The 21,519-nt window shown below is 34.9% G+C and carries 20 protein-coding genes; 2 read left to right on the forward strand and 18 right to left on the reverse strand.

Annotated features, from left to right (window positions below):
* Positions 1-2: 2 nt before the first annotated feature.
* The 18 genes from SFU91_06140 to rfbB form a co-directional block, all read right to left on the reverse strand.
* A complete protein-coding gene (locus SFU91_06140) occupies positions 3-701 on the reverse strand; it encodes a 6-hydroxymethylpterin diphosphokinase MptE-like protein (GenBank protein ID MDX2128598.1) in 699 nt (232 codons plus the stop codon).
* Positions 702-812: 111 nt separating this feature from the next.
* Positions 813-1,952 (reverse strand): glycosyltransferase, encoded by a 1,140-nt coding sequence (locus SFU91_06145; GenBank protein ID MDX2128599.1) that lies wholly within the window; start codon positions 1,950-1,952, stop codon positions 813-815.
* Between the two features lie 61 nt (positions 1,953-2,013).
* Positions 2,014-3,297: a glycosyltransferase family 4 protein gene (locus SFU91_06150; GenBank protein MDX2128600.1), complete on the reverse strand. Its 1,284-nt coding sequence runs from the start codon at positions 3,295-3,297 to the stop codon at positions 2,014-2,016.
* Between the two features lie 11 nt (positions 3,298-3,308).
* Positions 3,309-4,484 carry a hypothetical protein gene (locus SFU91_06155; protein MDX2128601.1) on the reverse strand — a complete coding sequence of 392 codons (1,176 nt, stop codon included), beginning with the start codon at positions 4,482-4,484 and terminating at the stop codon, positions 3,309-3,311.
* Complete coding sequence (locus SFU91_06160) at positions 4,477-5,169, reverse strand: hypothetical protein (GenBank protein MDX2128602.1); 693 nt, start codon at positions 5,167-5,169, stop codon at positions 4,477-4,479. The genes SFU91_06155 and SFU91_06160 overlap by 8 nt, the downstream gene beginning before the upstream one ends.
* Before the next feature lie 192 nt (positions 5,170-5,361).
* On the reverse strand, positions 5,362-6,318 hold the full coding sequence (locus tag SFU91_06165) for an NAD(P)-dependent oxidoreductase (protein MDX2128603.1): 957 nt from the start codon (positions 6,316-6,318) through the stop codon (positions 5,362-5,364).
* Positions 6,315-7,109 (reverse strand): 6-hydroxymethylpterin diphosphokinase MptE-like protein, encoded by a 795-nt coding sequence (locus tag SFU91_06170; protein ID MDX2128604.1) that lies wholly within the window; start codon positions 7,107-7,109, stop codon positions 6,315-6,317. The genes SFU91_06165 and SFU91_06170 overlap by 4 nt, the downstream gene beginning before the upstream one ends.
* 52 nt (positions 7,110-7,161) lie before the next feature.
* Positions 7,162-7,929, reverse strand: coding sequence for an aldolase/citrate lyase family protein (locus tag SFU91_06175; protein MDX2128605.1), 768 nt, complete (start codon positions 7,927-7,929; stop codon positions 7,162-7,164).
* Between the two features lies 1 nt (position 7,930).
* Positions 7,931-8,674, reverse strand: a complete 744-nt coding sequence (locus SFU91_06180; GenBank protein ID MDX2128606.1) for a hypothetical protein — start codon at positions 8,672-8,674, stop codon at positions 7,931-7,933.
* Positions 8,675-8,687: 13 nt separating this feature from the next.
* Positions 8,688-9,737 carry a glyceraldehyde 3-phosphate dehydrogenase NAD-binding domain-containing protein gene (locus tag SFU91_06185; protein ID MDX2128607.1) on the reverse strand — a complete coding sequence of 350 codons (1,050 nt, stop codon included), beginning with the start codon at positions 9,735-9,737 and terminating at the stop codon, positions 8,688-8,690.
* Complete coding sequence (locus SFU91_06190; GenBank protein ID MDX2128608.1) at positions 9,738-10,979, reverse strand: ABC transporter ATP-binding protein; 1,242 nt, start codon at positions 10,977-10,979, stop codon at positions 9,738-9,740.
* Positions 10,969-11,598, reverse strand: coding sequence for a hypothetical protein (locus SFU91_06195; GenBank protein MDX2128609.1), 630 nt, complete (start codon positions 11,596-11,598; stop codon positions 10,969-10,971). The genes SFU91_06190 and SFU91_06195 overlap by 11 nt, the downstream gene beginning before the upstream one ends.
* A complete protein-coding gene (locus SFU91_06200) occupies positions 11,595-12,410 on the reverse strand; it encodes an ABC transporter permease (protein MDX2128610.1) in 816 nt (271 codons plus the stop codon). Before SFU91_06200 ends, SFU91_06195 begins: the two co-directional genes overlap by 4 nt.
* 2 nt (positions 12,411-12,412) lie before the next feature.
* A complete protein-coding gene (locus SFU91_06205) occupies positions 12,413-12,868 on the reverse strand; it encodes a winged helix-turn-helix domain-containing protein (protein MDX2128611.1) in 456 nt (151 codons plus the stop codon).
* Positions 12,869-12,979: 111 nt separating this feature from the next.
* On the reverse strand, positions 12,980-13,795 hold the full coding sequence (locus tag SFU91_06210; GenBank protein ID MDX2128612.1) for an ABC transporter permease: 816 nt from the start codon (positions 13,793-13,795) through the stop codon (positions 12,980-12,982).
* A gap of 87 nt (positions 13,796-13,882) precedes the next feature.
* On the reverse strand, positions 13,883-15,130 hold the full coding sequence (lysA, locus tag SFU91_06215; protein MDX2128613.1) for a diaminopimelate decarboxylase: 1,248 nt from the start codon (positions 15,128-15,130) through the stop codon (positions 13,883-13,885).
* A gap of 3 nt (positions 15,131-15,133) precedes the next feature.
* Positions 15,134-15,904, reverse strand: coding sequence for a hypothetical protein (locus SFU91_06220; GenBank protein ID MDX2128614.1), 771 nt, complete (start codon positions 15,902-15,904; stop codon positions 15,134-15,136).
* 17 nt (positions 15,905-15,921) lie between these two features.
* Positions 15,922-16,935 (reverse strand): dTDP-glucose 4,6-dehydratase, encoded by a 1,014-nt coding sequence (rfbB, locus tag SFU91_06225; protein ID MDX2128615.1) that lies wholly within the window; start codon positions 16,933-16,935, stop codon positions 15,922-15,924.
* A gap of 449 nt (positions 16,936-17,384) precedes the next feature.
* Between rfbB and SFU91_06230 the strand changes: the two genes are divergently transcribed.
* Positions 17,385-19,610 (forward strand): HAMP domain-containing sensor histidine kinase, encoded by a 2,226-nt coding sequence (locus tag SFU91_06230; GenBank protein ID MDX2128616.1) that lies wholly within the window; start codon positions 17,385-17,387, stop codon positions 19,608-19,610.
* A gap of 19 nt (positions 19,611-19,629) precedes the next feature.
* The gene (locus SFU91_06235; GenBank protein MDX2128617.1) at positions 19,630-21,462 is read left to right on the forward strand and encodes a FecR domain-containing protein; all 1,833 of its coding nucleotides are present in this window, start codon (positions 19,630-19,632) and stop codon (positions 21,460-21,462) included.
* Positions 21,463-21,519: the final 57 nt, after the last annotated feature.

A 21,519-nucleotide genomic window follows, 5' to 3' on the forward strand; every position in this document is an offset into this window, starting at 1 on the left:
GTTTAGTGCGATTGATGAATCCTTAAAAGAGCTTCTTGATAATCCATTTTTTCAAATATATTGAGATTACCATTTATCGTACAATCGTAAATTTTACGATCATCACGCTCATAAAAAAACTTTGCCAAGCGATAAGCCATTTCAATATAGTCTTTATCGGGCTTCCACCATACTTGACCAGTTTCAAAATAGTTTGGATCAAAATGATTCTTCGGATGTGAATCAGTAATTATTTCTTTAGAAGGTGTATTAGAAACAAAGTGATGATTATGATCAATTCCGAAAAGATAAACTGTTTTGAAACCCATAATATATGCAAATTGTAGAACAACATAAGTTACTGATTGACCATCTGAAACCGTCATAGAGGGAAGAAATTTATTAAATCCCAATACATTTTGGGACCGGTAATAGTAGAAACTAGGTTCCCTTTTATATAAATCTCCTACATTATCAAAATTCAAAAAAAAAGACGAGTCATTTTTATACTTTTGGATTGCATCATAGGATTGTCTGATAACATAAGGATCCAAAAAAAAATGATACGTTGGTCTCCATAGTGTTTTAGGGTAAAGTAAAAAAATCTTATTAACTCCAAAAGTAGTGACAGACTTAAATATATTCATATCAACTTTACTTAGAGAAGGACCGTTACCAATAATTATACATTGCTGATTTTTGTGAAGATTATGAAATTTCATAATTCGAGAGATTTCATAATCCAATATTTTAGTACTTCTACTTTTGGAAAAATCGTGAATAGTTTGTCTAATTTTCGAAAGTAATAGAGTCATTATAAAATCAAAAAATATTTAAATATTAGTAATAACTTCGTCATAAAATGACTTAGAATCTTTGTACAAACCACGTATTGAAATAGAAGCATTTTCTCCCAATTCTCGCCATTGATTAAAAGTAATCCAAGCATTTTCCAGAGCTAAATCAAGATGTTCCTCAGTAGGATATGAAGCAACAAAGCCATTATAACCATTTTTAACAATTTCTGCATTACCACCGGTGTCAGTTACAAGAGCAGGCCTTCCACAGGCCATTGCTTCCAAAAGTGCAAGAGAAGAACCTTCTACTCGAGAAGGTAAGAGCAACAATTGATGAGAGGCCCACACTTTATTGAGATCAGAAGCAAAACCCATTAAATGAACCTTTTCAGATAAGTTAAGATGAGAAATAAGCATTTCTAAGGTCTTAGAATTAATTCCATCACCAAATATAGACAATTTCCATTCTCTCTCCAACCACTTCTTTTTTGAAAGTACTTTTAATAAAATATCAAGCCCTTTTTCATAAATATTCAGTCGAGAAAGAGTTGCAAATTTTGGTATCTCAAAATATGGAAATGGTATAGATATATTAGAAAGGGTTTTTGCAGGATTTAATAAAACTTTATAATTAAAATTATCTAATACTAATTGAGATTTTGCAAGTTCAAGATTTTTCTTTGAGACAAAATAGAAGCACTTTGCCTTACTTACCAAATATCTAACATTCTCAAAATTTTGATCACTTAAATAATAACGTTCATCATTTTGCTGAGAAATAAGAACATAAGGAATATGAGTGTTAATAAGAAAATCCATTAAATCAGGATTTAAAATAGAATCAAACGTTTTACCTTGAGAAACGCAAATCAAATCAACCTTAAGTTTTTCACACACTAAAAAAGGATTAGCTTCTTTGTATAATTTAAGAACTTGAAATAGTCTTTTGACTTTTCTTTGAAAATAATTAAGATTATCCGATAGTTTTGAGTGAAAGAATAATTTTGCACCTCGCTTTTCAAGAAGATAAAATTGTTCAGCGATTATCTGACGCTGCTTTAAAAAAATAAAAACTTCATGCTTATCTTCAAGAGCTTTATTTGCAGCTTCATACCAAAGTTCCTCACTACCATCCCAAGAGTTACCTGAATATTTGCAGATAAAAGCTATTTTCATTTAAATTATCAAAATATAAAATTAAAACAAAACACTTAAATCAAGTTATTTCTAAATGTTATTAAATAAATTCATCATAAAGCAACCGATATAGATGAACCATTCTTTCACGCGAAAACTCATTAATGGAAATTTCTTTATTAAAATGAGAAATTGATTGCATAAGATTAAAATTAGACACTACATCTACAATGAGATTTGAAAGCAATTCCGACTCACCAGTTTTTACAAGTAGGGATTGATTTTTTACAATCTCTCTTAACGCACCTGTGTTGTACCCTACCACAGGAATGCCCAATTTCATTGCAAATGGAACTACAGAACCAAAACTTTCACGAAAGATTGGAGCAACAAACAGGCAAAATTGCTTAAAGTAACTTGGTAAATCATTGTACGAAACATATCCAAAAAAATGAAACTGGTTTGACACACCAGCTTCAATAACTTTATTCATAAAAATATGCTTTAGCTTTCCATCACCAATAATATGAAAAGTATAATCAGGAAGCTTCTTTGCCGCTAAAATTAAAGGATCAATTGATGCATCATTTAATTTATCAAAATCTAGACGATAAACTAATCCAATAACTTTGCTTGATAAATTTGATTCACCAGTAAAAAGGTTAAAATCGGAACCCGGATAAATGACTTGTGAGATACTTCTTGTAGAAAAACCAAAATTGTTCTCAACATACTTACTAACATATATATACCTGTTAACCTTATTTGAGAGATATGGCTGAATTGGTACATTAACATTTTGAATAATAGGGATATTTAAACTACTAATTGAAAGGAAAAAAGAATGATACCAATCCCAATCAACATGTTTTGTCACAACATCTGAAAAAAAGTGAACATGAATTAAATCAACTTTTCTTTTGCGAAAAACACTACTAAAATTAATAGTAGAATTATTATTCGGGAATTCAAAAACTTCTACATTTTGATACATTGGAGGTACGGGTTGGTAGCGAGTAATAACAAAATGATTGTACACATCTGACGTTAACTCAATAATATCGGAGACAAGCTGAGAAGATCCACCGATCCTAAAGTTTGCAATAACATGACAAATTTCAATTTTTTTTATATTTACATTTTTTTTTAACTTTAAAGAGTAAGGTTTTAATTCAGATGTTTTATAAAAATCATCATATTTATGTATTCTTTTTCGATCAAGATCAAAAAAAGCCTTTAATTTATTATTAAAATATGTTAAAATAGGCTTAATAGACTTTTTTAATGAGTTTTCATTAGAAAATTTTTCCTCAGCATTATGTTGAACTTTCTTTTGCAGCTTTGCCAATTCAGCTTCTAAAAATTGCATGTATTCAACAGACATATAAAAAGAAATCACTTAAAGAAATTACAAAAATTCTGAACACTCATTTTTTCTGGTAGAAACATATACTTATTTAATAGATAGCCTGTATAAAGGTAAAGAGAGTTTATATGAATATTTGAAGAGAAATTTAGGTTACTAATTAATTCATCAACATCATTTGACTGAATAGCACAATCCTTATTCCAAAAAACACCACTATGAAGAAGAAATAATTTTTTACCCTTCAATAATACATTCAATTCCAGTTTTGAACCAACAGTAATAACCAAATCTGCCCAATCAATAAGTATATTTGGATCAACATTAAGAATGAAATGGTTAGTTGATATTTGTTCTTCTTGATATTTATTTCTTGTAGGATGTGGCTTAAAAATTAATAAATCATCATTATTTAATCTTTTTGAAATTTCTAATGAAATCTCTAAGCAACTATTAAACCTGTTTAAGTAAGTTTTTTTTGATTTTAAGTAAAAAGGAATACATCCTTGGTCATATTCATTAATCCCTAAAAAAAGAATCTTATTGCCATTTATTTTCTTTCTATAAATTTGATCCAATAACGGAGATTGAAATTTTTGATTATAGATATTGATATCAATGTTGTTTATACTAAATATGCATTCTTTTCCTATATTAGTCAGAATTTGATAATTGTCTTGAATAAGAATATTTAAAGAAGAAGATGCAATGCTTGACTCTCCAGCGTATCCACTTTTATCTAAGATGAAAGAGTCTGGAATGTAGCCCCACTCAATGATAGAAGTTTTAATTTTAAGGATTGAACAAAAATCATAGTAAATACCAAAGTAATAATGATGGTTATTCCAACAGCAAAAATGATTTATTTTTTTTATAGTATAAATTTTATAAAAATTAAGAGTGTGATTGAATATAAAATTTAAGTAATTTGTTTTTAATATTTTTTGAGATTTTATATTAATATACCAATTAAAACCATAAAGAAGTAAAAAGAAAATAAAATAGAATATAAATTTTAATTTATCAAATGCAGTGAGCTTATATCTCTTAACATCTACCTCCCATTGAGATAAAGCTGGATACTTAAATTTATATAAGTGTAAATATGCCTCACCTGAATGATTTAAATTATTAAAAACATCGATTAAAAAGGACAGATGCTTTTCAGTTAATCTTCCACCAATTGAGATAAGTATTTTATTCATTAATTATAAACTGACTCTTATTTTGATACAGTAATTGCGCTAGCTTAAAATCAAATTCCGTATCGATGTCAATTCCCTCGAATGCGGAGGATTCAAATAAATAGGGTTTTGTTGAAATGACATATCTATTTTTAATCATTTCTTTTTTTGTAGATATAAATAGCGAGCCTGTAATTCGATACAATGTTTCTAGGTTTTGGGAATAATCATGCCAAACTCCCCAATTATAATTAAATGGACGTGATTTTTCATTTACCAAAAATTCCTTAAAGGCAGACACTGAAATAAGACCATTGTAACCTTTCGAAAGTTTATCAAAATAAACAGTAACAGCCTTAGAATATGAGTCAAATAACGGTGAAGTTGTATGGCACCAAGCAACATGATCGTTATCACAAATATTTAGCGAATCTACGACATGATGAATAACTTCACTCCAAGGGGTGGTATTATTACAAAACTCTTGGGGTCTTTTAATAAATTTCAGACTATAATTTTTGGCTATCTCCTCGGCTTTTTCAGAATCACTAGAAATATAAATTTCATCAAAAGCTTTTGAATTAATAATTTGTAGTAATTTAAACTCAAAGAGTGATAAATTTTGATCAAATAATCTAAAATTTTTTGATTCTACTCTTTCGGATTTATCCTTCACCGGGATAACACTAATTATTTTATTTTCCATACAAAGAAATAGTGTATTAAATTAAATAATTTTAATTTCTTTAAGTGATAAAATTAAGGAATATCAATAAAGACTGTGTTTCTTTATATTTTTAATTTCATATAATAATTAACATTCTATAATACTTCATCAACTCAATATAAGGGCATAAGTAAAATACTGTTTTCTTCCCTTTTAAAGTAAAATGTCAAACTAAGGTATTGATAAAATATTAAACGGTTTCTTGTTTTCTATTATTCTCAATGCATTTAATGCAGCCTTTGTACGCATTTCATAGTAGGCTTCCTTTGAATAATAAGCTGAATGTGGATTAATTATTAACCTTCCGTCTAGCCAATCTTCCCTATTCCTCCACGCATCAATAAGCTTAGATCTCTTAGGTGGCTCTTCCGGTAACACATCCAAGTAAACAGAGTTCAATTGACCACTCTTCAATGCATCATAGAAAATGTCAATATCTGATACGATCGCACCTCTTGCTGTGTTTACAATTGACGATCCGTGCTTCATTTTTGATATAAAACTCTCATTGATCATCCCTTTTGTATCATTATTAAGGGGTAAATGAATTGAAATTATCTCTGAAATAGATAATAGCTCTTCGAGTTCATCAACCCTCATCGTATTGAGTAGTTTTTCATATCCACGCTCTTTGAAAGGATCATAAATAGCAGTTTTGAATTTTAATGAATTACATTTTAATACTGCATTTCCACCGATTCGACCTGCACCCAAAAAACCAATCGTAGTTTCTGAATTTCTTTTAAGAGATTTTATAGTGTTTTCTTGCCAAGAATCTTCTCGAAATGTTCTTGCTAAATTGTCATATCGATAAATGCCTCTTGCAATTCCAGTGATCATAGAAACAGCTGTATCACTCACTTCATCTGTACCATAGTCTGGTGTATTACAAGCTATAATTTTATTTTTAGCTAAGTAATTAAGATCTAATGAATCATAACCTACGCCGTATCTTACAACACCTTTAAGATTCGGAAAACGTTTACAATAATCTTGATTGATTATCTCATGCCAAACCAAAAGTACTTCAACATCAACACTTGGTTGATTGGTTAAAATATTTCCTAATATTTTTGACTCCAAATCAGGAGTTTGAATGTAGTCGGTAATGAATACTTTCCCATTCATCTTATTATCTCTCCAGTAAAGTTTATGTCTAAATTTGGTGTATTTTTCTTTAAGCACTCATTAAAGGCTTCATCGAGCGAGATTTTATGAAATATTTCTAATTTCGAATTTTCAGTAGCGTTTTTAATTGATCGATTAGAAGCCTCGTAATAGTATTTTGTGAGTGTTAGAGCGGCTTCTGTCTGCTTTTTATCAGGTGGCAACCAAATTTCATCTTTAAAGTATGAAGGCAGAAAATGATTTGGATCATTTCCTATCATTAATTCAGGAATAGTTTGTGTGCCTTTATATGTATAATTATGATCTACTCCAACTAAGAAAACGCGTTTAAACCCCATATAATAAGCAATTTGAAGTGCCGCATTTGTCACAGTGCCTAATCCCATTTCTTCAGAAATATCAAAACCTCCAAATGAAATTGTGTCATTTACATGAAAGATGTATCTATTCTCTCTCTTGCTTAGCTTTGGGTAAACTTCTTTATAAAAAAATTTTTTAACACTTTTAGTCGTTCCAATAAAAGAAGATGTGGTAATTTTATCGATGTCACTTACCCCTTGTTTCACAACTAAATGATCATAAGCAATATAATATGTAGGTCTCCATTCGATTTTATCAAAAATTAAATAGATTTTATTCGTAGCAAATGTATAGTAATCATTAAAGATATTCAAATCAACATTCTTTAAGCTTGGTCCATTTCCAATAATAAAACAATCTTGGCCAAGGTGCTTATTTTTTAACTTACGTATATTAATCCTATTTTCATCAAATTCTTTTGATGATTTCAATCGAGTTGAAAGGTGGATTTTATACTTCAACTTTCGTAGCAGTTCAACCATATTAAAGATTAAATTTAGAAAATACATTTTCATAAGAACTTTTGAGCATCTCGCAGTCAACAAGATACACGATATATTTAATACCTAAGTCAGAAAATGAATTCAATTTATCAATACTAGTAGCAATTGTTCCTGTATATTTTCCAGAATTATTAATTTTCCGTGTGATATTTTTTAGCATACTTTGTACCTCAGGATGATCAACTTCGCCCGGCATTCCAAGCGATTTAGAGAGATCAAAAAGACCGATAAAAATTATATCTAATTCTTTTAATTGCAGGATATCATCAATTTTATCAAAAGCTTCTTTACCTTCAATGTTTATCGCGATAAGAGTATTGTGATTTGCTATTTCGGTAAGTGTTTTTGAATTATGAATTGAATAATTTCCAGCTCGTGTAAAAGGTGAGAATCCACGATTACCTATTGGTGGATATTTTGAAAGTTGAATGATTTTTTCAATGTCAGACTTAGAACTAACATTTGGAATTTGAATACAATGAACCCCAATATCAAGTGCTTTTAAGATATCGGGCTCATGAATCCCTCCCACTCTCATAACGGGTGAAACATTTCTCGACTCGGCAGCAATCGCCATTTGCTGAGCGGTTTCGAAACTAATCGGTCCGTGTTCGGCGTCTATGATAATAAAATCAAGTCCGGTGCTTGAAATAATGTCAGCTGTGATCGCAGATGGAATCGTGCACCAAGTACCGAGCACCGTTCTTCCTGATTGTAATTTATCCTTCAAAAAATTCTTTTTAAGCATATTATTTTTTCCAAGGAGTTTCTGTTTCTGTGAAACCGTGCTTTTTTAACCAAAATTCAATAACAGGAACTTGCCACTCGGCGTCAATATCAAAACCAAAATCAGTGACAATAGCTTTTGATCTTTTTCCTTGCCACTTAAATGGTAATCGGCCTTCGTTCATTTTATCAAAACAAACAGGTTTCATAACCTGAATTGATAAATCACAATAAAAAACAGATCCGGAAGAATCTCTTATAGAGGAAACATTTCCAAGGAGAGAAAGATCAATAAACGGTTGAATTTCTCCATTTTCATCTATTTTTCTTGCACGAGCAGGTGAAAACATATCATATTTTGCAACTGAAAAGCAAGAATCAAATTCATTTGAATTTTGAAGTGATTGGATAGCTTCATTAAGTAGAAGAACATCAATCGCCGGATTATTTGCAAATAATAGAGAAATTGAAGAAATATTTGTATGAGGATTATCCATTTTAATTTCATTCCACGCATGAAGTAAAGCATCCTCGGTTAGTGCATCTGGTGTTGCTAATTCGGGAGGCCTTTCGATATGAATCGCACCGTATTTTTTTCCAATATTGGCAATTTCCTCTGAGTCAGTTGAAACATATACCTTATCAATCATCGAAGAAATTGCGGCAATAAATGCATATTCAACTGCAGGTCGGCCCAAAATGATACGGATGTTTTTTCCGGGAGACCCCATACTTTTTTTCTTCCCGATTACCAATCCAATATTCATATTCCTACTATAATTAAATTTTAGATTCAATAAACTTGATTTGATCAACAACGCGAGTGCTGTAACCCCATTCATTGTCATACCATAGAACGAGTTTAACCATATTATTTCCAACAACTTCGGTAAATCGATGATCAATTGTTGCAGAAAATGCAGATTTTTTGAAATCAAGTGAAACTAAAGGTTGCCAATTATTATCAATAATATCCCACTGCTGTGAGTTTGCATATTCTTCATATAAAGACAGTATATCCCGTTTTGTAACAGAGGATTTTGTAATCAAAGTTATGTCAGCACAACCAACAATTGCAGTTGGGGTTCTAAATGAAAACGAGCCGATAAAATCTTCTGATAATCCTTTAACAACTTTACATGTTGCCTGAATTGCAGAGGTAGGTTTTGGTATCATATTCCCAATCGAAGATCTCCCAAGAGCATAGTGATGGTGAATATCACCGGGAACAGACCAAGAACTTGCCGGGCCATCCATCAGATTTTGATAGTTCAACCAAGGATGAAGCGTAGTCACATAGGCTTTATCAATTCCAAAGTGATTATATGCTAATTTCATCACTGGGGCTATGGCTGTTGCATCACAAATTGAAGAAGCAATGACTTTATGAATTTGATGGTTAAATTCGTCATGATTTGCACCAAGAACCATCGTAAAATCAACTCCTAAATTTGGCGAATGAGTTACGATTACACGTTTTGCTTGAAAAGTTTCAATCAGATTTCTTGAACGAATTACATTATCAAGGATTCCAGAGGCGTCGATAACATAATCCACTTCTTGAGATTTCCAATCAACCTCGTCGATGTGTTTTTGATGAAAAATTTTTATATTATGATTTGAATCATAAATAAATTTTTTTTCCTTTTCGAATTTGAAAAGTTCAGGAAGCCTGTCATACAATGAATCGTAATTTAAGGTGTAAGTTAAATTACCAATATCTGGATTAATATCATTAATTGCAACAACTTTGAAGGATTGACTTTCTAAGTTTGACCTAAAAATCGCTCTGCCAATCCGACCAAAACCGTTAATACCTATTCTAAGCATTTAATATATCTTTTTTGTTTTCCAATCTAATTTTGTAAAAATTTCACCTACCCGATTTTTCGCATAAGAATGTAAAAAATCACGTTTCTCATCTTGATGAACTTCAAACCTTAAAATATTTCTTTCTACATGTAGTTCTGTTTCATCAATACCTACAATACCAATTTTGTTAAAAATGTATTCGCCAGCCTTTTTTGGATTAACGAGTGTAACATAAGATGTATAAATTCCCGGAGCCCTTTCTTTTGGAGAATAATCTCCAGTATCAGTATCATAAGAACGATATAAAATCGTTCCATTTCTCTCTAAATCGAATAATAATCTTGAAAATAAAAATTTTTCTCTCAAAATATATTCTATTTTCAAAGTTATCGGTTCAAATACATCGAAATTTATCGAAGGAACTTGAACTTGACTAAGTAGTGAGATTTTTAACATTTGAGCTTTCTTACTCTCATCGATACTAAAATTTATTTCCGGGAATGCACTATCAATGTATCCTCTTTGAACATAATGATTTATTGTATCATCAATATTACCATCAAAAACCAAACGACCTGATTCCAAAAGAAAACCCCTACGCGTCAAAGCTTGCATTAAACTAATTCTATGGCCAACAAACAACACAGTTTTACCTTCAGTAAGTGTAATTTCTTTTAGTTTGGCCTTACATTTTCTTTGGAATTCCGCATCCCCAACAGCCAAAACTTCGTCAATAATAAAAATTTCGGGATCAAGATGAACGGCAACGGAAAAAGCAAGCCGAACATACATTCCTGAAGAATAGCGCTTAACCGGTGTATCTATAAACTTTTCAACTCCCGAAAAATCAACAATTTGATCAAAGCGTTTCTCTAGCTCAGGTTTTGACATCCCTAGAATTGAGCCATTTAAGAAAATGTTTTCCCGACCCGTCAACTCATTATGAAAACCGGTACCAACTTCTAATAACGAAATCAATTTTCCCTTAATTGAAAATTTACCGGTTGTTGGTCTCAAAATTCTTGATAGAATTTTGAGGAGGGTACTTTTACCGGATCCATTCTTACCGATTAAAGCAACCGATTCACCTTGCTTAATCGAAAAATTTATGTCTTTTAATGCCCAAAATTCTTCTTTCGTTGATTTTGAACTTTTTAAAGAAAAAAGATTTGACCAAGCCTCTCTTAAGCTTCTCGAATTCGATTTTCCAATAAGAAACTTTTTGGAAATATTTTCAACCTCAATCGTATTAACACTCATTTGGAAATTCTGTCCAATCTTGAAAATAGGTAATATTTTTTTCGGTTACATAACTTTTCCAATCTTTAACCTGTGTATAACCGAACATGAATAGAAAATTAAAATTAAAGTGATTAGCAACCTCGTAGTCAAGTTTACTATCACCAATATACAAAGTTGGACCCTTCAAGTTCAATCTGTCAAGATGATCGTATTTGGAATTTGGACCTCCGCAAATTTCATTAAACTGGCGAAATATATTCTTATGAGCCAACACCGAGATTAATTCGGTTTCTGCTCCACCTGAAAGAACAATTTTTGTACCCTTAAAATGAAAAAGAACATTTTCGTAAAAAGAATGAAATCCTTTAGTTAATTCGGAATTCATAAGCGAACTTGCATTTAAATCAGAATAATTCTTTAGTACCTCCTCTGAAGTAGGTGGATTAAAAAACTTTCTAATTTTTACTTCCCGTGTGATACCGTTATTTCCTACAAAATAGTCAATAAACTCATTTAGACTTTCTTTATCTAAATAGTTTTTTACTACTGACTTTATATTTGATTCCTTCAAGGCGTTACTATCTAAAATTACTCCATCGCAATCTAATATGATATTTTTGTATTGACTTAATCTCATAATAATTCACTTAAAGTATCTTCTGTGGCTCTAAAGAAAACTTGAACCAAAAAAAACAAGGGGATAAAGCAAAGGAGCAAGTAAAAAAGAGACATTAAGTTAAACTCCCCGCCAACAAAACACCACCGAAAACCTTCTGTAATCGTGACCATCGGATTTAGCGAGTAAATCCATAAATATTCTGCGGGAAAAATTTTTGCCGGGTAGGCGACAGGTGTCGCATAAAGCCCAATCTGAACCAAAAAAGGAATTAAAATTTGTAAATCTCTAAACCGAATGCTTATTGCACTTAAAAATATGCTAAGCGTGAAGGAAATAAAGAATAGTGAAAAAAATAAAAGAGGGAAAAAAATAATATTTTTTGAAATAGGGAATCCTGTAAATATTATATATAACAGTAGAAATCCAAATACAATAAAGAAGTCAACCAATCCAACAAATGACTTCGATAGAAGCAAAATAATTCGAGGGAAATAAATTTTATTTACTAGTTGAATATTTGATGTAATTGCATTTGAAACTTGATTTATCATGAATGCAAAGTATGTCCAAGCAAGCAATCCTGAAAGTGTAAATATTGGGTAAGGGGTTGAACCCGTATTAATTTTGATCGCTTTATTAAAAATTAAAATCAAAATAATTAATGTAATCAAAGGTTGAAAGATTGCCCATAAAAACCCAAGAGAGGTTTGTGCATACCGAACTTTTATATCTCTTTGAGAAAAAGTAAAAAGTAAATTCCTATAACCCCAAACTTGTCGCCAATCAATTAATAAATTTGACCGTTTTGAAATATCAACCGTAAATTCCATAGCTAATTCACCTCATTCCATAAAACCAAAGCTTTTTCAAGCTTTAGAGTGATTTTTAACTTAACAAACTCCTCATCTGTTAAAATTAATATTCTTATTTTTCGACTGATAATTTTCTCGGTTTTTTCAACCAACTCGTTTAAATAATTTTTATTAATATTTCCAACAATGGTCAAATCAATAATTCCCGAATCTATTCCTTTTGCATAATCTCCTGAAATAAAAGCAAACTTTACATCTCCAAGTTTTGACAAAACACGATCAATGACTTGATCGATTCCTAAATATTTTTTTACAAGGCTATTCAATTCAGGAAATAATGCATGTTTTGTATTGGCTTGGTACAATTTCGTTCGGCCATCATCTTTCACTGTTAAAAAACCTGCCTCTGTTAGGCGGTTTAATTCAACCCGCACTGCATTTGTCGATTCCCCAAATTCCTCAGAAAGACCGCGCAAATATGCCTGCGTCTCTTGATTGAGAAAAAACTTCAAAAGAAGCTTTATGCGCGTTTTAGAAGTAACGAGATAATCAAGCACAATATTTTCTTTTTTGTGAGGTTCTTTTCGTCAAATGATATCAGCCAGTTGTCTTTCAGTCGTTCGGAAGAAATACAAGCCAGAAATAAACATTAAAATAATTATCCAAAATGAATAAAAGGCGTAGATTTCAGGTGGTGCTCCACCTAATATAGACCACCGAAATCCCTCGATAACCCCGGCCATTGGATTTAAATAATAAAACGAAAGGTATTGAGAAGGTATCATTGCACTAGGGTAACCCACTGGAGAGGCGTATAGTCCAATTTGCACTAAAAAAGGGATAATAATTTGCAAATCACGAAATCGTATCACCAAGGCATTGAGCCAAAGTGAAATTGCAAATCCGGTAAAAATGATAAGGAAGAAAAAAAACGGCAACCAAATTATATTATGTGAAGGCATGACTCCCATAAATGCCATCATGATCAGCAAAAAGATAAAAGTGACCGCAAAATCAACTAAACCGACAAGTAATTTTGAGAGCGGAAGAATTAAACGGGGGAAATAAATTTTCGTCACCAACTGTTGTGACCCTAAAATTGAATTTCCGGCTTGTGTGATAATAAATGAAAAATAGGCCCACGCACACATTCCACTTAATGCAAATAATGAATAAGGAACGGAAGCGGTATTCACTTTAGCAGCTTTACCGAATACGATAATAAAAATAAGAAGTGTGAGTATTGGCTGAATTAATACCCAAAGCAACCCAAGTGAAGTCTGAGCATACCGAATTTTAAGGTCTCTTTGAGCCAATACGATGAGTAACTCTCGATACTCCCAAATCTCGCGAAAATTTATCGATAAGCGGGATTTTTTTGGATTAATAACAATCTGATGCATTCTTAAATCTCAAATTCAGCACAAAACGTGATGATAAAACGGATAGATTAAGAGTAAAAAAATTACTCAATTAAATCTACGATTTAATTACTCATTTTGCAAGTGCTGCTCCAAAGTTTCTCTTTTTCGAATCATCGTTTGGCTTTTACCTGAAACCAACACCTCCGCAGGCTTCAACCTCGCGTTGTAATTGCTTGCCATTACAAGCCCATAAGCACCAGCAGAAAGTATGGCCAAAAATTCCCCTTCCTTTACAGCACCAATCTGACGCTCTTTCGCAAAAAAATCACCCGATTCGCATACAGGACCAACAATATCCGCAATTTCCTTTTTTCCGGACTTTTTAACCTCAACAATATCGTGATGCGAGCCGTACAGCGCCGGGCGAATTAATTCCGACATCGCCGCATCGACAATGATAAATTGTTTCTTTTTGTGATTCGACTTCCGATACAAGACCTTCGTGACTAAAACCGAAGCATTGGCCACAAGATATCTTCCGGGTTCAAAGAGAATTGCAGCACCGGCATTCTTAAGAAGTGGAGATAACACCTTTGAAAATTCACGTATTGGTGTTGCCGGTTTCTCTGATGTGTAAGTGACAGGAAAACCACCACCAATATCAATGTAGCGGATCGAATACCCCATTGATTCGGCTAACGACTTCACACCCAAGAGTTTTAATGTGGCGTCATGATACGCTTCCGGGTCAAATATCTGTGACCCTATGTGCATCTCAAGCCCAATGATATCAATATTTTTCAGCTTCTTCGCAATTCGAAGCGATTCATCAGCAATGGCTTCATCGATGCCAAATTTTTTATCGCTGTTTCCGGTGGTGATATAAGGGTGCGTTTCTGCGGTGATGTTTGGCGTAATTCGAAGGGCAAGCGGAGCACGCTTTTTCAACCGTTTTGCGACCTTGTCAATTAATTGGATTTCCGAAATCGATTCCGCTTTTAGAAGTAGAATTCCGGCTTCAAGAGCAAATTCAATTTCATCAACGGTTTTGCCCACACCGGCCATTATGATTTTTGAAGGCGATGCGCCTGCTTTAAGCGCACGGGCAAGCTCACCGCCCGAATTCACATCAAGTCCGCTGCCTGCCTCGAGTAGCACACGAATCACACCAATTGTATAATTCGCCTTTACCGAGTAACACGTCAGATGAGGCAATTCATCAAAGGCCTTCTCAAACTGATCATATTGATGAAGAATCGCGCTTTTACTTGTCACAAACAAAGGGGTTGCATGCGATTTGGCAAGCTTTTCTATAGAAACATTTTCAACGAACAAACTCCCGTTTTTGTAACGGAAAAAATCATCAAGAGGCACGGATTATTCTTCGTTAAAATTTTTCAAAATTGAAGCGAGTTCTATGATTCCAGCATCCGAGAGTTCAATATCTTTCTTTGAACCGGTATCTAAAAAGTACTCATGCGCTCTTGCGATGTTCGAAGGAAAATTTGAATCGTAAATTCCTAAATCCTTACAGTCTTGCCGAATTCGCTTGAGAGACATCCGAAAATCCCCGGTTTCAATTGCTCCAGCCAAACATCCAAGCAGCGCCGCTTTGATTTGCGCTCGGGTTCGCACATTTGTTCCGAGTGAGGTATAGACTCGAAGGGTAGCTGAATCTCCAACGGCAAAGAACGCTCTGACGGCATAATCATTCAACTTGAATTCATTAAGAAATGCACGAACATTTTCAATTGAAGGCTTTACTTTTGAGCCGCCCCGATTTCGATCATTCGACGTTTTTGAGAGCGTATCCGATAGGTCAGAGTCATCATCCTCTAAAACTTGAGCATTTTCCTCTTCTTCTTCATGTTCATCGTGAAATTCAAAATCACTTTCCGAATCCGCTTCATCAATGTCCTCAGATTCTTCGACGAACTCGTTTAAATCGGTTTCTTCCTCATCAGTTTCTACCTCATCATTTTCTTCAAATTCCTCTTCCACCAACTCATATTCAATGTCGTCATCAGCAGTGGATAAAGCGTCTTCAATTAAAATGCGCAACACCATTTCCTTTTCATCTCCCTCAAATTCCGCCACAATTTGTTTGATTGCATCAAGATGAGGCAAAAGCTTCGAATAATCTTTCATATTTTTTTTGAAATGAATTAACGGTTAGCGTATTGAAGTTCGTAGTACTTTTGATATTCGCCGCTTAAGATTCGCTCCCACCACGGGCGATGTTGAAGATACCAATCGACAGTTTTTTTAATTCCGGTTTCAAAAGTTTCCTCGGGTTTCCAACCTAACTCTCGCTCAATTTTTGAAGCATCGATAGCATACCGGCGGTCGTGACCCGGTCTATCTGTTACAAAAGTAATGAGCGACTCAGGCTTTCCAAGCATTTGAAGAATTAAACGAACGATATCAATATTCTTCTTTTCATTGTGCCCGCCAATATTATAAACCTCACCGATTTTTCCTTTCGAAAGCACCAGCTCGATTGCACGGCAATGGTCTTCCACATATAGCCAATCTCGAACATTAAGCCCGTCTCCGTAAACCGGCAAATTTTTATCGGCCAAGGCATTGGCAATCATTAAAGGAATCAACTTTTCAGGGAAGTGATAAGGACCGTAATTATTGGAACAGCGAGTGGTTAAAACCGGTAAATGAAAGGTTTCGAAATATGCTCTCACCATCATATCGCCACCGGCTTTGCTTGCTGAATAAGGTGAATTCGGAGCGAGCGGCGTTTCCTCTGTAAAATATCCTGTTTCTCCTAGAGAACCATACACTTCATCGGTCGAAACTTGCAAATAACGCTCAACTTCATATTTTTTTGAAACTTCAAGTAAGGTTTGTGTCCCTAAAACATTGGCTTCAACAAATATTTTTGCCCCCAAAATGCTTCGATCGACATGAGACTCCGCAGCAAAATTCACCACATGCGATATCTTCTTCTTAGTAAAAATATCTTCTAACAAAGATTGATCGCAGATATCGCCTTTAATAAATTCGTAATTCTCTTTTCCTTCAATATCGGTAAGGTTTTCAAGATTTCCGGCGTAGGTCAGTTTATCAAAATTGATCACCAAATCATTTGGATTTTTTTTCAGGTGATAACGAACATAATTGCTTCCGATAAAACCAGCACCACCCGTAACAAATACATGTCTCATGAATCTTTTAGGTAACATTGAGATGAAGATGAACTCAAAATTAGTGAATTTCCGTTGATAATACTTAAAAATTCAATTAATAGGCGTTTTCTACCCTTTTTTAATATCAAAATATCGCTTGATTTATCTCCTTTTAACCCCGATTTCAATTAAATCTGGGGCAAACATTTCAAAAGCAAGGGACTTCTTTCATCTTTGGATTCACCACCATCCTTTGAACATCGTGATCTTACGCCAACATATTCAAATGGGAAATCCAAAGCAAGAGTTCAATAATTTTAGGTTATATAAATTCAAGAATCACCTCCAAGTAAACCATTTCAAAACAAAAAACGACCTTATCACAGTAATTTAGTTCAAGCCGTTGTATATTAATCATAATATTGATTTATACTCCAATTCAATGAATATCAAGATTTCAAGCCTTTTTAACTTTTTTTAAGCAACCTTTGAGTTACAAATCGCTTTCACTCAGCGCGAGAATCTTTTTGCTTGTTAGCATCTTGCTATTCTCCTCATTATTCCTCATTTGGTTTTTTGTTCGTCCTTCTTACGATGCCTCTTTGGTTGATGAACGAATGACGGTTATTTCTCAACAGCAGCGTTATGCGCAAGAAACGGTCGATCGGCAGGTTTCTCAATGGATTGAGGTGTCACGGTTTTTAGGTACTTTATTTAACGAGCAACCCGTTTATTTTGAACGCGCCTTAAAGCAACAAATCGAGATGAGAAGCGAGCTTGCGCTTGTGAGGATTATCTCTCAAACAAGCCGAGATGAACTTGAGGGCAGAAATACTTCATATCCTGATTTAAATTTAACCATCTCTGATTCCTTGTGGCAAAAATGCCCGACCGACGACCTTACCGAAGTCGCTTGGGTTCGAACTGAAGTTCCAATTTTAAATCCAAACATTACCGAAGTCCAACCTTTTGATAGTACTGCCACAACCGCAAATTCTGAAGTAAAAACTCAAACCACAGCATTCTTGGTTTTTAGGCGATATTCCCTATTTAAAAATGATACCTATACCATTCTAACCTACTTCGACGCAACCAATATCCGCCGACTTCTCATCAATTTGCCAATTGGTGATGGTACTGCCGTGCGAATTGACGGAGCTAGTAAGACACTTGATTCCACAGAAACCACTGCACCCTTTACATCGATTCCGATTCGATCAAAGTATGCTCAGGTTGAACGCGTTTCTTCAAATCTTGGTCATTGGCGAATTACTTCTTCGGGATTTGAAACCTTGCCCTTTGCGATACGGATTGCGGTTCCTGAAGATTTAATTTTACGCCCCGCTCATGAATTGATGATCTATTCACTTTTTGTAATTGGCTTTTTAGCCGCAGTTGTACTTCTTGTCGGTTGGCTTGCCTCACGCGAACTCACCCAACCTGTAAAAGAATTGCAAGAAGACATTGAACCCCTTACCAAGCTTGAATTTGACCGACCCGTTCGGCCGTCAAGACTGCCGGAACTGAGTGCAATTTCAGAGACGATAGAATCAATGCGCCTTTCGCTCGACCGCTATCAACAGCTCAATGTCGATAAAATTATTTTTGAAGAATGGAAGAATCGATTCTTAATGACCTACTCTCAAGATATGATTGGGATTTGTGACAGCAGTGGCAAATTCTCATTTATCAATACACGATTAAGCGAAATATTCACTCAATTAAAACTCGATTCAGACTGCACCAAAGATCGACTCCTCGCCTTTACTTCTGCTTCGACATCAAATGAAAAACGCCGACGCGACACCGTTTCAGGCTATAATATCGAAACCGTTCAAGTTGATATTTCTTTTCGATTCGATCGCACGGATAATCATTTTCATTATTTCAGTTTGCAGGATATCTCAATACGAACAAGTTCTGGTGAACTTTGGGGTTCGATGATTATTCTTCGCGATCAAACCACGGAACGAGAACTTGAACAAGTCAAAAATGAAACCTTAGGTATTATCGTTCACGAAATTCGCAGTCCACTCAATGGAATAACCGGTTTTGCGGATTTGCTTAAAATGACTGATGGGCTTACCGAAGAAACCAAAGAATATGTTGATTTGATTTCAGACAGTGCCTTGCGCATTTCAAAACTTGTCAATCGATTCTTGGATGTGATGCGTTTAGAATCAGGTTCAATGATATTAAATCGTGCGCCGGTTTCGCTTGAAGAAATTATTCACGGGCTGATGCTTTCATTGAAAGGGCTTGCTTTCCAAAAAAATCTTCGATTTAACTTTGTTTCCGAACCTTCCATCACCCCAATCAACGCCTCAAAAGATTTAATGACAGAAGCTATTCAAAATCTAATGACCAATGCCATTAAGTACGGCGGAAAAGATCGGACAATTGATATGAATCTTAGCCAAACGCCAACCCATTTAATTTTCTCGATCACTGACTATGGATATGGGATTCCAAAAGAATTTCAGGATAAACTATTCACGAAATTTTATCGGATTCAAAGCGAGAACAATAAGACTGAAATCGGAACAGGATTAGGGCTTGCCTATGTCCGCGAAATCGTAACCCGGCACGAAGGGCAAATTACTTTAGAGTCGCGCCCGGAATTCGGCAGCCGATTTACAATCAAGCTACCAATAAAAAAATCGTCTGAATTTGGCAAAGATTCACTGAGTGAATTCAAACCGGCATCACTCTAAACTAAAACAAGTTTATTACATGATATTTGATTGTCTTCCTCCGATTGCGGCATCTCAAAAACTTATTGCACGATTATTTCTAGTATTCGCGTGTTTAACAAATTTTTCTTCTTCAATCTTAGCTCAGCAAAAGCCTTTTTCATTTCCGGCGAGCCAATTGTATTCCATTTCAGAAAAAATTGCCGGAGATTCGTTGGCTTGGCCGGTGGTTGTTAGCTTAGCTTCAAGAAAACCTGAAACAAACGAGTTTTTCTTAACTCCTACAGCCCAAACAACCCTTCGCGATTTTTCAGTTCTTGCAAAGCGAATTCGACTCGCAAGGGTTGATCTGAGCCGATTTATCAAAGGCGGTGCTCGAATATTTGCCGAGTCAGAATTGCTCGCGACCGAACGGGCTTTGCAAGAGTATGACCGTGCCGTGAATTCAGGAAATCTTAAAACCTCGAAAGCCTTTGGCGATTCGTTTTTAGCCAATCTGATTATTCTTGGAAAGGCACTTGCAGCAAGAAGAATGGAATCGGTTGAGGCAAAACTGACTCAAAAAAATGGTTTGGTTGAGCGGCGAAAGGGGCTTCTTGGCTCGTGGCAAAAGGCAAGTATCGGCGATTTCTTCTCTGAAGCCGATGGGCTTCGAACAGGAGCAGAAAGTGTGGCAGTTCTTTCTCTTGTGGATGGCAGTAATGTGGTGATTGAACAAAATACCACCGCAATTATTCGTACTGCACGTGTTGATAAACTCAATGGTTCCGTGAAAACCGATATGACACTCGTTCGCGGCAGTTTGCTTGCGCAGCTTTCGGCCAATGCGCAAGAAGGAGAAAACTTTAACTTTTCTGCCGGAAATACAAGTGCTGTTGTTCGCTCAGGAAAATTCTGGGCGAGCTCTGCTGTTAAAGGCTCAAGCGGCGAAACCCGCCTTTCAAATTATGACGGAACGCTTGATGTTCGCTCAGGCAAAGCGGTGGTCACGCTTAAGAAAAATCAAGGTACGGTTGTGCTGGTTGGAAAAGAACCAATGCCACCCGTTGAGCTCTTGCCTTCTCCTCGCTTAAACTGGAAAGATCTTGATACCGTGATTTATCAAGATAAAATGACGTTGGAATGGAATAGTGTCCAAAACACAGTTCAGTATCAAATTGAAATCAGCGATTCTCGAACTTTTGAAAACATTATTCAAACTTACCGAACCCCGTCACTTTCATTAGCGATTTCGGTAGCCGGTTCGGTCTATTTCTTAAGGTTGCAATCCATTGATAAACTTGGGCTTCGCGGGGCGGATAGCCCGATTTACCGAATCTTAAGAAATGCCGACCGTGAACCGCCCTCCATTACCGTGCAGGATTGGCCAACCGATTTGAATGGGGTTGGGATTCGGTATACCACCCGAAGCGCTGTAGATGTTGAAGGTGAAACCGAACCGGGCGCAACCTTAAAGAGAAATGGTTCGGTGGTGCCCCTCTCAGAAAATGGGCAGTTTCGATTTACGGTTCCCGTTGACCAAACCGAAAGTTTTATCACCTTAAAAGCCTTTGATAAATCCGGCAATGAACTCACCCGCCTTTTAAAGGTTGTACCGGTAAAATCGAAAAAAGTGGCTGAAATGAATTGGAATGTGCAGCAATCGGGCGATACACTTTATACCGTTGGGACAAAAATTCAAGCAACTGGGATTTCTTACCCGAATCTTCGATTGATTTTCAAACAAGGCGAAAAATCAGAAGCAGTGCAATCGGATGCGCAAGGGCAGTGGAAAATCTCGCTTTTGCCCAATCGTAACGAGGAGATCTCAGTTTATTTTGAATCTCCGGATACCGGCGAGCTTGTTTCAGTAAAGAAATTTTTTGTTCGATAAGTTCGCGTGATTAAAAATTAAGAATAGAAGTAACTTTAGATTTATGAGGTCATTGCT

It is taken from the genome of Chloroherpetonaceae bacterium (genome assembly GCA_033763895.1).
Lineage (GTDB): Bacteria > Bacteroidota > Chlorobiia > Chlorobiales > Thermochlorobacteraceae > JANRJQ01.